Origin of the sequence: Nostoc flagelliforme FACHB-838 (genome assembly GCF_014698065.1) — a bacterium.
GTDB classification, from domain to species: domain Bacteria; phylum Cyanobacteriota; class Cyanobacteriia; order Cyanobacteriales; family Nostocaceae; genus Nostoc; species Nostoc flagelliforme_B.
Map to the genome: position 1 here is coordinate 1 of NZ_JACJSI010000159.1, position 14,149 is coordinate 14,149.

Annotated in this window: 18 protein-coding genes and 3 pseudogenes; 9 read left to right on the forward strand and 12 right to left on the reverse strand. The window is 41.9% G+C overall.

Translation table 11 applies throughout. The features are described 5' to 3' along the window. The 7 genes and pseudogenes from H6G97_RS51925 to H6G97_RS34520 all read left to right on the forward strand — a co-directional run. Window positions 1-191 (forward strand): hypothetical protein (locus H6G97_RS51925; protein WP_206759138.1); only part of this gene is annotated, 191 nt, incomplete at its 5' end. Window positions 192-200: 9 nt separating this feature from the next. Beyond that, window positions 201-425: pseudogene (locus H6G97_RS34500) on the forward strand (transposase); the annotation flags it as partial. 5 nt (window positions 426-430) lie between these two features. Further along, window positions 431-871, forward strand: coding sequence for a sensor histidine kinase (locus tag H6G97_RS34505; protein WP_338421903.1), 441 nt, complete (start codon window positions 431-433; stop codon window positions 869-871). A 125-nt stretch (window positions 872-996) separates the two neighbouring features. Continuing rightward, a pseudogene (locus H6G97_RS34510) lies at window positions 997-1,608 on the forward strand (transposase); the annotation flags it as partial. A 28-nt stretch (window positions 1,609-1,636) separates the two neighbouring features. Continuing rightward, entirely contained in the window at window positions 1,637-1,933 is a 297-nt protein-coding gene (locus tag H6G97_RS53325; RefSeq protein WP_242055631.1) for an LLM class flavin-dependent oxidoreductase, read from the forward strand. A gap of 51 nt (window positions 1,934-1,984) precedes the next feature. Beyond that, complete coding sequence (locus H6G97_RS53330) at window positions 1,985-2,236, forward strand: hypothetical protein (protein ID WP_242055620.1); 252 nt, start codon at window positions 1,985-1,987, stop codon at window positions 2,234-2,236. 41 nt (window positions 2,237-2,277) lie between these two features. Beyond that, window positions 2,278-2,598, forward strand: a complete 321-nt coding sequence (locus H6G97_RS34520; RefSeq protein ID WP_190944907.1) for an acyl-CoA dehydrogenase family protein — start codon at window positions 2,278-2,280, stop codon at window positions 2,596-2,598. A 409-nt stretch (window positions 2,599-3,007) separates the two neighbouring features. Here the strand turns inward: H6G97_RS34520 and H6G97_RS34525 are convergent, their stop codons facing one another. The 5 genes from H6G97_RS34525 to H6G97_RS34545 form a co-directional block, all read right to left on the reverse strand. After that, window positions 3,008-3,631: a hypothetical protein gene (locus tag H6G97_RS34525; RefSeq protein WP_190944908.1), complete on the reverse strand. Its 624-nt coding sequence runs from the start codon at window positions 3,629-3,631 to the stop codon at window positions 3,008-3,010. A 305-nt stretch (window positions 3,632-3,936) separates the two neighbouring features. After that, window positions 3,937-4,641 (reverse strand): cadmium resistance transporter, encoded by a 705-nt coding sequence (locus H6G97_RS34530; RefSeq protein WP_190944909.1) that lies wholly within the window; start codon window positions 4,639-4,641, stop codon window positions 3,937-3,939. A gap of 316 nt (window positions 4,642-4,957) precedes the next feature. Then, entirely contained in the window at window positions 4,958-5,281 is a 324-nt protein-coding gene (locus H6G97_RS34535) for a DUF1003 domain-containing protein (protein ID WP_242055622.1), read from the reverse strand. Beyond that, entirely contained in the window at window positions 5,271-5,549 is a 279-nt protein-coding gene (locus H6G97_RS34540; RefSeq protein ID WP_190944919.1) for a hypothetical protein, read from the reverse strand. Before H6G97_RS34540 ends, H6G97_RS34535 begins: the two co-directional genes overlap by 11 nt. Window positions 5,550-6,040: 491 nt before the next feature. Further along, window positions 6,041-6,709: a cadmium resistance transporter gene (locus H6G97_RS34545; protein ID WP_190944910.1), complete on the reverse strand. Its 669-nt coding sequence runs from the start codon at window positions 6,707-6,709 to the stop codon at window positions 6,041-6,043. A 220-nt stretch (window positions 6,710-6,929) separates the two neighbouring features. On the opposite strand from H6G97_RS34545, the gene H6G97_RS34550 reads away from it, so the two are divergent. Beyond that, window positions 6,930-8,186, forward strand: coding sequence for a sulfonate ABC transporter substrate-binding protein (locus tag H6G97_RS34550; RefSeq protein ID WP_190944911.1), 1,257 nt, complete (start codon window positions 6,930-6,932; stop codon window positions 8,184-8,186). A gap of 32 nt (window positions 8,187-8,218) precedes the next feature. On the opposite strand, the gene H6G97_RS34555 is transcribed toward H6G97_RS34550, so the two are convergent. The 6 genes from H6G97_RS34555 to H6G97_RS34580 form a co-directional block, all read right to left on the reverse strand. Continuing rightward, window positions 8,219-9,595 carry an LLM class flavin-dependent oxidoreductase gene (locus H6G97_RS34555; protein WP_190944912.1) on the reverse strand — a complete coding sequence of 459 codons (1,377 nt, stop codon included), beginning with the start codon at window positions 9,593-9,595 and terminating at the stop codon, window positions 8,219-8,221. Between the two features lie 68 nt (window positions 9,596-9,663). Next, window positions 9,664-10,257, reverse strand: coding sequence for a glutathione S-transferase family protein (locus tag H6G97_RS34560; protein ID WP_190944913.1), 594 nt, complete (start codon window positions 10,255-10,257; stop codon window positions 9,664-9,666). Between the two features lie 135 nt (window positions 10,258-10,392). Continuing rightward, window positions 10,393-10,650, reverse strand: a complete 258-nt coding sequence (locus tag H6G97_RS34565) for an SDR family oxidoreductase (protein ID WP_242055623.1) — start codon at window positions 10,648-10,650, stop codon at window positions 10,393-10,395. Between the two features lie 9 nt (window positions 10,651-10,659). Continuing rightward, on the reverse strand, window positions 10,660-11,007 hold the full coding sequence (locus H6G97_RS34570) for an inorganic pyrophosphatase (protein ID WP_190944914.1): 348 nt from the start codon (window positions 11,005-11,007) through the stop codon (window positions 10,660-10,662). A 10-nt stretch (window positions 11,008-11,017) separates the two neighbouring features. Further along, entirely contained in the window at window positions 11,018-11,965 is a 948-nt protein-coding gene (locus tag H6G97_RS34575) for a zinc-binding dehydrogenase (RefSeq protein ID WP_190944915.1), read from the reverse strand. A gap of 792 nt (window positions 11,966-12,757) precedes the next feature. Next, complete coding sequence (locus H6G97_RS34580) at window positions 12,758-13,207, reverse strand: RrF2 family transcriptional regulator (protein WP_190944918.1); 450 nt, start codon at window positions 13,205-13,207, stop codon at window positions 12,758-12,760. Between the two features lie 24 nt (window positions 13,208-13,231). On the opposite strand from H6G97_RS34580, the pseudogene H6G97_RS34585 reads away from it, so the two are divergent. Continuing rightward, window positions 13,232-13,354 (forward strand): annotated as a pseudogene (locus H6G97_RS34585) (serine O-acetyltransferase); the annotation flags it as partial. Window positions 13,355-13,558: 204 nt separating this feature from the next. Here the strand turns inward: H6G97_RS34585 and H6G97_RS34590 are convergent. After that, a complete protein-coding gene (locus H6G97_RS34590) occupies window positions 13,559-13,828 on the reverse strand; it encodes a DUF1392 family protein (protein ID WP_242055625.1) in 270 nt (89 codons plus the stop codon). Window positions 13,829-14,149 lie beyond the last annotated feature (321 nt).

Consider the following 14,149-nt stretch of genomic DNA (forward strand, 5'->3'; position numbering starts at 1 on the left):
TTTTTTTCAATTGGTTAATTGTAGAAATCCTAGATACGTTGTTACCCGAACGCGTTCACCGTACTAATCCCAGGGTTGTAAAAAGACCTGTATCAAAGTTTCGTTCTAAAAAAACAAAACACAGAGGTACTGGACAACGAGTCGAAGCTCCGAAATTTAACGTCACTCATAAGCTTTTGAGCCTTAACTGAACCGTATTGGGACAAATAGTGGTTGCAGATAATGCTACCTTTCATCGAGGCGGACGTATTCAAGAAATAATTGAATCAGCAGGCTGCCAACTAAAATACTTACCATCTTATTCACCTGAACTGAACAAAATTGAGCGATGTTGGTCATGGTTGAAGAGTCAAATTCGTCAACAACTTATTCAATTTGACTGTATCAGGGATGCTATGGAATATGTACTTCGCCTAGCGTCCTAACCGCCTTGTCTGTTGCTATAAATCAAGTATTTATGAATATTATCAGTAATGCTATCGATGCACTCAGTAATTATAATAGTCAACGCCCGAGTGCAGAAATTTATCTTAACCTTAATAGAATTTGGATCACAACAGAAATTATCGGAGCAAACTGTGTTATCCGAATTGCTGATAATGGTTCGGGAATGACAGAAGAAGTTAAAAAACGACTGTTTGACCCGTTTTTCATTACTAAGGCTGTAGGTAAGGGTACAGGTTTAGGTTTATCGATTAGTTATCAAATTATAGTTGAAAAGCATGGAGGAACCCTCAAGTGTTTATCAGAAATAGGACAAGGTACTGAGTTCTTAATTGAAATTCCTCTAGATTTTAACAAGGAAATAACTAGTTCTAAACAATCAACTGGAGTTTGGACTAAAAGCTCAGGCTCAGAAAAAATTACTTAGAGAATCAGAGATAAACAAATAGACAATAGTACTGAACTGAAGACTAAAGAGTTTAAAGAAAAGCAGTCAGTAGTAACACTGACTGCTGTAGAGTCAATGAATGTAATCAATAAATCATTGACGTGATGATCCTGACACAATTAGAAGAATTCCGGCAAGCAATCTACGATTGTTTAGGTAAAGCGAAAGATGCCGTATTTGAACTGATGGATGCAGTATTGACCAGCCCAAGCATTCAATCATTTGTAAGCTTGTCCCAAAGTCCAGTATTTCGGAGGCAATGGCCGAGTATATATGCAGCACTGCATGATAGTCGCCCACAGAAAAGAAAGTTGCTGAATTTACTGATAGAGGAGGTAAAAACAGAAGCACAACCATTTTTAGCAGGAGATCACACCTTTTGGCCAAGACCAGACGCCAAGACACTCAAGGAAAGAACTTTTCATGGGGAGAGAGGAGTTGGTGTAGGTATTGGACAAAGTTACAGTACGTTAGCCTGGATACCAGAGGCAGATGGGAGTTGGGCATTGCCGTTAAAACATGAACGGATAACCAGTTTTGAAACGCCAGCAAGTAAAGCCGCATTCCAACTAAAACAAATCACTCGTGAGTTAGGCAAAAGACCACTTGCCGCTTATGATCGAGGCTACGGCAACGCCAAATTTGTCCAAGCAACGGAGAAGATTGACGCAGACCTGCTGCTGCGTTTAGCTTCTAACCGATGCGTATGGGGTACCTGAAGATTGGATTAAAGTTGTCAAGGCTCTGTGGAGTGGGGAAAAAGTAAACTATCAAGGTGAATACTTTCAAATTCAGGATCTAAGTTATCGCCCAACACCTGTAGCTCAACCTCGTCCACGAGTTTACCTGGGGGGTGAATCAGATCCAGCTAGATCCTTAGCGGTTCAAGAGGCAGATGTCTTCTTTATTAATGGTCAGCCGATTGCAGAAGTTCACAAGATTATTACTGATGTCTCCCGCAGAAGGGGCAAGCAACTCCAGCCGCTACGATTTGGAATGTCAGCGTTTATTATTGCTCGTCCAACTGACAAAGAAGCCTAAGAAGAACTAAAGCGGCTGACATTTTTGCAAGCACAGGAAACTGAGCCATATATGCCAAACATCCTGAATGATCCCGCCACCATCATGTTCAAAACTTTTGAGAAGTATCCCCATGTAGGTACTAACGGTGGTACGGCGGCTGGTTTAGTAGGCAGTTATGACACAGTGGCATCTCGAATTCTTGACTTTGTAGACATTGGTGTAGAAACCTTTATGTTACAGTTCTCTCCCTTTGCACGAGAGTTAGATCGCTTTGCCGCAGAGGTGATACCAAGGGTTAAACGCCTACAACCTGTAATATAACCTCAGAGACATTTGAAGTTTATGTCCAGGAGAAAGTCGGTATGACTCAAGTTTTCACAAGCGATGCTTATGATAACCCTAATCGGGAATGCACTGCACATATTATTACTAGCGATCAAGAAGCCCTTGAAATAGCCCAACAATTAACGGTAGAATTTGCTCAAGAGGCAGCAGAACGGAATCGCGATCGGAGATTGCCCTATACAGAGCTAGAAAAACTAGCAAATAGCGGACTCCAAGGAATCACTGTCCCCAAAAAATATGGCGGGGCTGGTGTTTCTAATGTCACCTTAGCAGAAGTCATCAAACTTTTGTCTGAAGCTGACTCCAGCATTGGACAAATCCCAATACTTCTCGGTTAAGGTCAAAATTGTTGTAAAGTGACAATTGTTGTCCTGAAATAGCGATGTCTACGACGGGCTACGCCTACGCAAAGACTAGTGCAGCTAAAAGATTTCTCTTTCATCGCTCCAACAGTTGAAGCAGAGTTGATATTGAGAGCAATAGAAACAGTGATTTCGCCGGAGAAAATTGTACAAAGTTTGCCGCAGACAGGCAGTGTTGAAGAGTGTTTATAATTCACGCCTAATGTGAATTATAATTGTCTGCACCCAGATGCGATCGCTATTTATCACTCTAAGCCGACGTAATCTTTTCAATTGTACCTACTCTATTAATTAAAAACCCCTCTTAGTTAAGAGGGGTAAAGTATTATTTAGTGTAATTATAATTGACGCGCTTATCGCATCAAATTTGAATGCCTAGCAAACATTAATCAATGATTTGTGGACTAGGAACTTGCGCGTCAATATCTGCCTGAGATAACGTAGGTAGTAACCAGTTGCCTTCACCAGCTTTGAAGACTTTAGCAGGTGCAATATTCAATTCAATTGCACCAGTAGCTGGATTGCTTCTAGCAATGGACTGTGTACCATCGACAAACTTGACAGCAATGGGTTGGGTTAACTCTTGTACTTCAGTATTAGGACTTAAAACTACCTGAGTACCTGCGGGTAGGTAGATACCATCACAATCCCAATCATCATCTGTAATTTCCCCTGCTGCTAAGAAGTAAAGTTGAGTTGGATATTTTTTCGGTTTATTGGCGTAGATACCCAAAGTTTTACCGGTTTGATTAAAGCACTGCGCTCGTTTTCTAGCTGTTTCTATCACATACTTCTGAGACTGCAATTGTGATAGTCGGGCTTGAAATTGCTCAGGTGTATAGCCAGCTTGTTCCGGGTTATCTTTCACAGTTAGAAGTTGATTGAGTTCCTGAGTTACCTCAGTATAATCAGTTCCTTTGGTGAAATCTTTGCCTGCCCAAGAAGGTTGAGCAATTGTCAAATTCACAATAAACACGAGAGCGACAAGAATAATTTTGATGAACTGCATATTTTTCTCCCTGGTTTAAGATTTTTGTAATCAGCGAAGGAAGCTCTTAGCTGCTTAACACTTGAGTAAAAGAGTTAAAAAGCAAAATTATTGCCAACATAAGGAAGCTTTTTCAATATTTTTGCATAAATTTTGATTTAGTGAAATGCTGAGTATTGAATCTTAGTAAAACTTTCAAGTCTATTAGTATTGCTCTATCGATTGACAAATTTACTATTGATTTTAAGATGGATAAGCTACTACTAAGTTGATTAAAAGTACCAAAACTGTAAAAGAAAGGGGAAATTTTTCATGTATTTTTAAAATTACACACTTTGTGCTTTGAATTTAGAAGTTTGGATTATTTTGATTAGTCCCATTAAACATAGACACGTAGCTATCAAAGCAATTGGAGTCAATGAAGCACTGTCTAGGATAATAAACACACCTAAACCTATCAAGACAAAAGGAACAAAATTATTGCCGTAACGGGTTAGCAAATTTGCGAGCGACTTTTGACACGTTAATCTATAAGTTACGTAACACCAAACACCTACCAGTAACAAGAAAACTGCAATAATCACTAGCAACTCAGAAAAAGTACTATTAGCAAACAAGGGCATATAAATACCTACATTATCACTGCCGTTGGCGATGGTAATAGCCGCCACACTATAAGCTTGAGGAGATAAAAAACTAGCGAAAGTAGAAGAATCAGACAATTGTATTTCTGATTCTACATCAGATGAAGAATTAATTTCTGGATTGAGCAGACTATTTAATCCAATACTAATTGGCACTAAACCCAAAAGCCCAATCCAATGGGATGGTAATATCAACCCTCCTAAAAAACCCATTAGGCTGGCAATAACCAGAGTACAAAAGCCTAGATATTGGCCAATTACGATATGCTGGCGGCGAAAAGTGGCATTTACCTGCGAGAATAACAGCGTGAGGATAACTAAATCATCTAAATTTGTAGCTATAAAAGCTGTGATTCCGGTGGGGATAGCTGTAATAAGTTCGTTCATTTCATCTTCGCTCAATTTTGTGGCTGATACTTTTTCCAGTCATGTTCGCTGATGTCTGAAAATCTAGGGAAAGTTGCTAGTTAATGAAGAGTGTAAATATAGTATTTCCAATGCATTTGGGAAGCTGTGTCTACTGGTAATGAAGTACAAAAAATATAAATTAACTTTGTGAAAATCCTAATTTAAAGCAAATATTGTTTTTCGTTACAAAACTTAAATAACAGCTTTGACTTAGTGTTAAATGGGAGCATATCAAACCTACAAATGGATTAATTCAAGTCAAACATAGCTTATTATCTGCTAATCAAAAAAGCATTTATGCCTGATTAATTAGTAACGAGTCAGTTTTCATCTGACTCATCAATACAATTGGCGCTGTGTAGGCTGAAGCAAATGAAAACACTAAGTTGAGCATGATGAACGGTGAATTATCCCAGTGGGGGACTCCTGGTGTCAAGTTCATTCCCACCCATCCCGCCAAAATGGTACTTTGGCAAATCAGAAATTTCCAAGAGCCTACATGGTTTGCTAATTTATCAGCAAGCTGTTGCCCGCGCGTTAATTGCTCTATCGATGCGTCTGGAGCTTTCTGTGCAACTTGAGTGTTTTGAAATGCTTTTACATCAAGGTTATTTGACAATATTTTTTTGCTCGTATTCATGCTGCACCTGTTTAGTTAATTCAGTATGTGTTTGACTTGATACTTTAAAGTTAAGCTTTGCCGCCGATAGAAGCAAATATTCTTTCTTGTTAGAACGATAAATAAAAGTAATTACTCGTGAGAATATTTGAAGGTGAGGGAGAATTCCAGCGATGTCTACGATGGTCACTGACTTGTACTGGGCGCAGCCGAAGTAGCTTGTCGTACCACTTTGTGGAAGCAAGCTACTTTGGGCTGCGTCTGTCAACAAAGGAACACATTAATTCTAGAACAGCTAAAAAGCTAAAGCTTTTCTAATTTTTATGATGTAGCTAAAAATTTCAAAAACATGAAATCTTGTATTTGCCAGGGTTTGCAAGGACTGCGGTCAATACAGTTCGGATAAGCATTTTTCACTTTCCTTATGATCTGGGTCAAGGGTAAGGGGCAAATGATCTAGCTCATAAGCAGTGTTACAACCAAAATGAACTTCAGCGCTTGCTTGAAGATACAAATTTTGCAGTTTTTCGTGCAACTAAAATTCATTTTGGTGTTGTGTGGGGATTGATGGTAGCTACAGCCAAACTTAATTAGTAGTATTTCAAAAAACGTTGAGTTTAGGAGATTATTAATGAAAGCTACGGTTGTAATTACGCACTGGGTTTACCAACTAAAACGAGACTACTTATGCACGAGTTAAGCTCTATTGACTTTAGCTTTCAGAATCTCACCAAACTGATAACTAATAACATTTATCTGTCAAGTGTTCGGGAGAAAAATACGATAAGATTCGCTGTCTACCAGAATTCTAAAACCCAGCCACATCAGAACGAAGGGGAAAATCTTGCTAGCATAACGGCTGAGTATCAAAGCGATACCAGGTAGACGAGTCAGACTGTAGGACATAAACAACCAGCAAAAAACAATAAAATAGCAAACTGGTATGATCACAGTCAGATTTTGGATTGAGCTAGTGGCAAACAGGGGGATATAGATGCCAAGATTGTTGCTGCCGTTGGCAATTGTTACCGAGGAGACGCGATAGGTCTGCGGATCACGGATTACGTCCCAGAGCGATCGCTTTCTGGAATCAAATCCTCGAAATTTAGAGTTTCTTTTCAAATTGGCTGACTTATCTTGGGCGGAGTCATCCTTATTTAAATTAAGCAAATTGTTCAAGCCAATGAGTATCGGCAGAATCCCCAGTAAACCAGTCCAAGTTGATGGAATTGCTAGACCCAGTAAGAAACCAAGTAAACTTACTATGATTAATGCCGTGAACCCTAGAATTTCACCAACTACAACATGTTGAGGACGAAAAGTCCGATTGACCTCACTGAAGAAGGCCGTTAGATAAATATTGTCATCAAATGTTGTTGCCACAGCCGCAGCTAGCCCAATCTTAATTGTTGCAATGAACCAATCCATCAACATTCCTCACTTAACACCTATCTGATGAGCAAAACTAGCGATCGCTCAACATTTGTAGAAAATCCACACAATATCGATATGATAATGTGAGTATCGCATATTGGGTGTAACGAGCGAGCAAGTTTGGTAGTTTATATATCAAGTGGTGCTTTGACTTTATCCCGCGTCTCCAATTCATCCGGCAATTTCCATCACATAATTTATCAAAGGAGTCATTATGATTAGCCGTTTGATTGACCTTCTGCCTAAATGCACAGGTCAAAATATCTTACGGTCGTTCAGTTCAGCCACTTGTAGATCGGCTATCTACAGCTTTGTAATTAGATTTTCTATCGGACTTGTCTCGATTTTGGTCTTGCCTCTAGTTTTTGATGGTCATGCTGTTGCTGCTTCTGAATCTGGTAATCAGTTCCAACTATCCAAAAGCTCCATAATCCAGTTACTGGAAGCTGTGGGACTGTTTATGGGGGGGATAATTTTCTGTATAGTTTTGGATCGTTGGTTTTCTCAGCGTTCTGGTCAATCTAGCAACACGCCCTTAGCAGAGCAAGCGCGGCGGCTCAAGCAACTCAACATTGGATATCCAGAGGGGATGACAAATCTGGAAGTTCTCCGTACTCAAGGCTTGCTGGAAACGCGTTTGCGACCATTTGGACTAACTGTTACCTGGACAAGCTTTTTATCAGCCTCTTCTTTGATAGAAGCACTCAGTAACGGGACAATTGACTTTTGCGGCGGCGGCGGCACGGCTAGCATCTTCTCTCAAGCGGCAGATCATGTATTTGTGCGGGTGGCTAAAGAAAAATATACCGCTCCCAAAGGTCAAGCGATTCTGGTACCGGAAGATTCGCCAATTCAGACGCTTGCTGACCTGAAGGGTAAAAAGATCGCTTTTGACAAAGGCTCAAGCGCACATTATATACTTATGCGAGCGCTGGCAAAAGTCGGCTTAGATTTTAGTGACTTAGAGCCAGTTTATCTGACACAACCGGAGGCGCTGCCCCGATTCCGCCGGGGTGAAATCGATGCTTGGGTGATTTGGGTTCCCTACACAGCTACTCTTGCCCGAAGCGCTTATCCAGGGCGATCGATTACAGACCTAGAGAGTATATTTGGTGATAAAGTCTCTGTGGAAGTTCCCACCTATTATTACGCGATTCCAGAACTGGTACGCGACTATCCCGACCTACTCAAGGTGATTTTAGAAGAGGTAAATGAAGCTGGAACTTGGGCTAAGAAACAGGAATTAGAAGCTGTTCAAAGATTGGCAGAACACCATGAAATCGATCCATCCGTTCTAGAAATTTTACACAAACATAGTGGCGAACGCGCAATTATTCCAATTGACGACCAATCGCTCGATGCTCTACAGCATCAGGCAGATATATTTAGAGATTTAAATCTGATTCCTGAGCGGGTGAATGTGAAAGATGGAACCTATAGCTTACAGACCAAGCAGAACTGGACTTATTAAAATAATTCTTAATTTGAAAGGTTCAATCAAAATTATGCCAAGGAACCAACGCCCACAGGTTCAGGAGCAGTCTTTGTGGTGAACTGGTTCACCGGACGGGGCAAACCAAGATTCTCGCGTAAAGTACTACTTTCATACTCAGTACGAAATATTCCACGGCGTTGCAGTTCGGGAATTACCAAGTCTACGAATTCCTCTAAACCCCCAGGTAGCCAAGGTGGCATAATGTTAAATCCATCAGCCCCACCATTAACAAACCAATCTTCTAACTGATCGGCAATGTGTTCTGGTGTTCCGAGAATCGTTCGATGTCCCCGCGCTCCTGCAATCCACAAATACAGTTGTCGGATTGTTAAGTTCTCTCTGCGGGCAAGATCGATGATCAGCTGTAAGCGGCTTTTGCCACCGTTGGTATCTGGCAAATCCGGCAGAGGCCCATCTAAGGGATATTTAGACAAATCATGGCCACCCACTAGCCCAGAAAGCAGCCCTAATCCGACCAAGGGATGAATCAACTCCTGAAGTTGCTCATATTTATCCTTAGCTTCTTGCTCAGTCTTACCAATTACCGGGAATACCCCTGGCATAATTTTGAGATGGTCAGGGGAACGTCCGTATTTAGCCAGTCTCCCCTTGACGCTGGTGTAGAAGGCTTGAGCTTCTGCCAATGTCTGTTGTGCAGTAAAAATCGCCTCTGCTGTTTGGGCAGCTAAATCCTGTCCAGCCTCGGAAGATCCAGCTTGTACGATTACTGGATATCCCTGTGGTGGACGCGCCACATTGAGCGGGCCGCGCACCGAGAAATGTTTGCCCTTGTGATGGGGAACATGCAACTTTTCTGCATCGAAGTAAATACCTGACTCTTTATCGTGGAGGAAAGCATCGTCTTCCCAACTGTCCCAAAGTTTGGTGACAACATCCACAAATTCCCTCGCCCGTTCATAGCGTAGCGAGTGTTCTAGGTGGTTTTCTTGGCTGAAATTTTGCGCTGCGGCTTCAGCAGAGGAGGTTACAAGATTCCATCCGGCACGACCACCGCTTAAATAATCTAGTGATGCAAATTTGCGGGCGAGATGAAAAGGTTCATCATAAGTTGATGATGTCGCCACCAATCCGATATTTTCTGTCACCGCAGATAGAGCCGACAATAAAGTTAAAGGCTCAAAGTGGACGCTGAATTGTCCCGAACGGCTAAAAGCCTCAGCCCCTTGTCCTCTATCCCAGACAGCCAAACCATCAGCGAGGAAAAGCATATCAAATTTTCCCCGTTCAGCTGTTTGTGCCAGCTGCTTATAATGTTGGAAGTTCAGACCTCCATCAGCCGGGGTGTTGGGATGCCGCCATGCTGCTACATGATGACCGCTACCGGGTAAAAATGCTCCGAGTTTAAGTTGTTTTTTCTTACTCATGTTTGTATTTGCGAGGGCGTACTTATGCTTTTTTCGTTCTCTTGTTTGGAACAAGAAAGTGTCAGTTATTAGGACTCTGGTCTTGTTGCTTGGATGGAAGGCCGTTTAGAGAATTCATCGTACCAATGGGCAAGTTTTGGATATTTCTGCCGCCATTGCAGATCAGGAAGACGGATCTCTAGCCCAAGTGCAGAGACAAGGGTTATATGAGCAAGTTTAGGAGTTTGGTCGAGTTTATCTGATATCTTCTCGAAGTAGTCCAAAATTCTTAACGCCCGCGATCGCTCAAACTCGATCACCCCAGGAGACTGCTCACTGTGGGGACGCCTTAACTCCCTTACCCAGACAGCAATACCATCTATGAACCCACCAGTCATACCTTCAAGTTGCTGTAAAAAGCTATTAGAAATGTCAGCAACTAGTTTAATTTCAGGATTTAAGTGATTTAGATAAACGCATATTATACGTGTTTCACTCAAGATAAATCCGTCGTCAGTCGCTAGCGTTGGTACTTTACCTGTAGGGTTGTAATTTAGTAAGTTGCTGTTTGGATCTCGTACAATGACTTTTTGCGTTTCGATCTGATTGCTGAGATTCAATTCTATTATTGATACCCGTGCAATGCGTGCATAAGGTGAGTTAGGTGTATAGAAGAGTTTCATAAAAAAGCGCTCATTAGACACTGGGTTCAAACGTCTATCGTTTTTGGATTTTAGATTTTAGATTTTTCTTTCAAGCCAAAATTCAAAATCTAAAATTGGTAATATCTGCTGATTTCTGATTCCTCCTTTTATCTGCTAAACACCAGGAGTAGATCCGCCATCAACGATAATCTCTGTTCCTGTAATCGAGGCAGCTAGATCGGACACTAAAAATAGCGCTAGCGCGGCAATTTCTTCTGGCTGGGCGATTCTTTTTAAAGGAATACTTTGAATGTTTTGCGCCTTTACTTGCTCGACGGTGATCCCTTGCGCTTGGGCGTTCTGCCGCGCTAAAGTCTCGGCACGCTCAGTAGCTGTAGCACCAGGCGATATGGCAATACAACTTACGCTCAAAAATGTAATTTACTTGCGAACCAATAATATTGCCGATTGAGAGCCTGTATTGTGGATATCCAAGATGACTCGACTTTCCTCAGATGTACAATCCAGAAGTATCTTAATTTCTGTATCTCGCTTTTCCAAGTCAACACCACAAATGACGGCAGTTACTGTTTGACTAGATAAGCTACCTATCCAAACATCAATATCACTTCCATCTCCAGAGCGAGTGTCTTGTAAATATCCATAGTCCAGGGGATAAACTAAGGATGGATAAGGTGGATGTGATGTCCCTTTTGGGCGATCTATCTTGAGGTTACTAGCAGCTACAAGCTGATCTAGCTTGAACCAAAAGTCAGTACTATCCCCCATGCCTTAATACTCAATTGGAAATATGCAATACAGCTTTGCCAGGAAAACGCCTGTCGAGTAATTGTTGGGCTACATCAGCTATTTGTGTCCAAGAAGCTTCTAAATCAATGTGAGGACGCAACTTACCTGTTTCTACTAAACTTAAAAGCCGTTTTAGACCAACTGATGCTGATTCAAATCTCAATTCATCGAATAGACGTAAACCATACAGACTCACGCTACCAGTTCCGAAAAATTGGGCAGCGTTGAATGTCACTTCTGCTCCCCCAGATACTCCATACAGCACAGTTTTTCCATCCTGTGCCAATAAGCCAAGGGCTACCCCCAAAGTCTTGCCACCTACTGACTCTAGAATTAGATCATAGGGGCCATACTCGCTGGCAGGTAAGAGGTCTTCGCCAATCACCACCGATTGTGCGCCTGCTTCTCTAACTAGGGTTTCATAGCCAGCTTGACGAATGTATGCGACGACGTGCGCCCCTGACAGCCGCGCTAATTGGATAGCAAAGTAACCAACACCTCCTGATGCACCTGTAACTAAAACTGGGCGGTCTAACAGCGAACCACCTTTTAGCACAGCATGATACGCGGTTAAACCTGCTACAGGCAGTGTGGCAGCTTGAGCAAAGGATACTGATGGCGGCACTTCTGCTAAAGCGTTGGTGGGAACAGACACGAGTTCTGCCCAAGCACCGGCGCGGCGCAAGCCAACAACACGCGTCCCTTGGGGAGGCCCCGACCCATCAGCAGCAGAAGTTTCTACTACACCTGCTAAGTCCCAACCCGGCTGCCAACCAGCCTCAGCAGAAGTTGAACGTTTCACCTCTCCCCGATTGAGAGAAATCGCCGCCACTCTGACTAGTGCCTCATCTGGGGCAGGCTTTGGTACAGTCACTTCACTCAGTGCCAAACGTCCAACCACATTCGGATCAACAATCACAGCACGTATTTTGCTCATAAGGTTGCCCTGGCTTAGAGATGAATTTCTAGTTTGCTGGTTCGCAATGTACTACCTGTAATAAATAAGCTCGATAGATTAGCTATCTATTCTTAACTCCAAATCCCTGCAACTAGGTTAACGAAATTACATAAAGGACGGTATTTCGATAAATTTACAGTATTTTAGGGTTTGTAAAAAGAAAGTTATCACAGACAGGCAGAAGAATCAACTACCTTGTGAAAATATTTGTTTCATATATTGCTGCATTCTGAGCTAGTCATGTCAACCTTTTACCTTTACTCTATAACCAGCCTTTTGGCAGACATCTATGGATTCTGCTATGGAGTATGGGAAAATTTAAAATTAATAATTTTTATCTACTTTTCTTGATGAAAATTAAGCGTTATTTCTGGATAAATATTTTATGTTTCTAAACTATCACTAACTATCTCAAACCCTTATAACTGCGTTTCCGCAAAAATATCAAAGCTTTGTCTCAAAGCTTTGAACACTTTGGCTTTGGAGTTTTCGGACAAGTCTAAAGTCATTACTACTCTACGGTCAGCATCAATGGTAAAGGACAATCGCTTTTAGTGAAGATGAATTGCTCGAAATTTACACCCCGTGTGATCGCCTTCGCGCCTTAAGAATGATTCCGAGTCAACTGTGGTTAAATCTGATTATGGTGGAAAATTTTGAGACTGCAAGTATTTAAATATTCACCTTAAGAGCCCGTCCGATTAACTCTGTGATATCTTTCGCTATCCGCATGTGAATACTCCGTCGTGTCTAAATATAATACATCGGGCTTTACTGTGCGCGAGTTTCTCTTTCATCGCACAAGTCTTGGAGTGTATAGCGACCCAAAACTTCAATTGAGGCAGCGTTAGCTTGCTCCCAAACTTCATAAACCAAAGTCTTTTCTAGAGTCACAGAGTCGAAAGTATCTTTCTCTTTCCGCTCGCCTTCAACATGAGTGATAATTTCCAGCAGTGTAATTTGCCAAGGTTCACGAGCTAAAACAAAACCTCCTTTAGAGCCGCGTTGACTCTGTACCACACCAGCCCGCCGGAGGTTGGTCAAAATTTGTTCCAAGTAGCGTTCAGGTATGCGTTGTTTGGCAATGATCTCGCTCATGGTTAGAGGAAGTTTTTTTCCGTGGTGGCTTGCCAGTTCTAAAAGCGCCAGCAGCGCATATTCCACTTTGGAAGACAGATCCAAGAGAGCGTAGTTTTGGCTATTCAAGACTGTACTCAACATACTACGGTGAATTGGAGGACTTTTCATATTAGTAGGTTTTTAATTGGGATTAAAATCCATCCTGGGGCATTAATTAGCCAAGGAGTATTTATCGATCACGGTATGGGAGTTGTGATTGGTGAGGCTGCGATCGTGGGCGACTATGCCACGACTGAAAAACTTCTCAGAATCGATCTCGTACTCTTTTTTCAACTTCAGTATCTTTAGTAGAGGCTTTCTACCACTTCAGCAATTCGGGAGTTGGCGCGAATAGTGGAAGGTGTTTGCCTTTCCATCCAACAAGGTGAGGCTACAGCGAAATTGAAACAGCCTCGCCTTGGATTTCGCCACGGTAGAATGAGGCGTACACCGTCATAACCGCACCCGCTCCAAGTCATAGTCAGTCACCCGTGCAATAGAATCCCTAGAGGTAAAAACCTTGTCACCTTTTTCCGATATAGCAGGGGACATCCACTCAATGCTGTAGAACCACGCATCGTTAATCAGTTGAATGCCTTGGACTATGCGGATCGGTGGCCCATCACCGTGAAACCGAAACTTAACTAACTCACTAAGTCGGAACACAGGTTTAGTGATCCCTCCCACTTGCAAATTACTTGTACCAATAAGTTCACTTCTCAAAACAGTGAATCCTTTCTTTAAACTAAAGGTGTAAATTGACTAATCGTACTAGTTGACTGATTAGGTTGTAGGGATTTGCGTAGTGTGACGATTGTGAGAATAGTCAAAACTGTAAGGTAGATACGTTGTAGCCAGATACTACTCAAACTCAGGGTGATACGTCCACCAATAATTCCGCCTATGAACATTGTAAAACCAAGAATTATACTTCTCTTAACCCTCAAGAGTTTACTCGATGATGCCCTTCAACACGGACAGATGCTGATTTACATCGATGAAGCTCATATTCATCTTGATACTGATGAAGGCTATGGTTGGTCG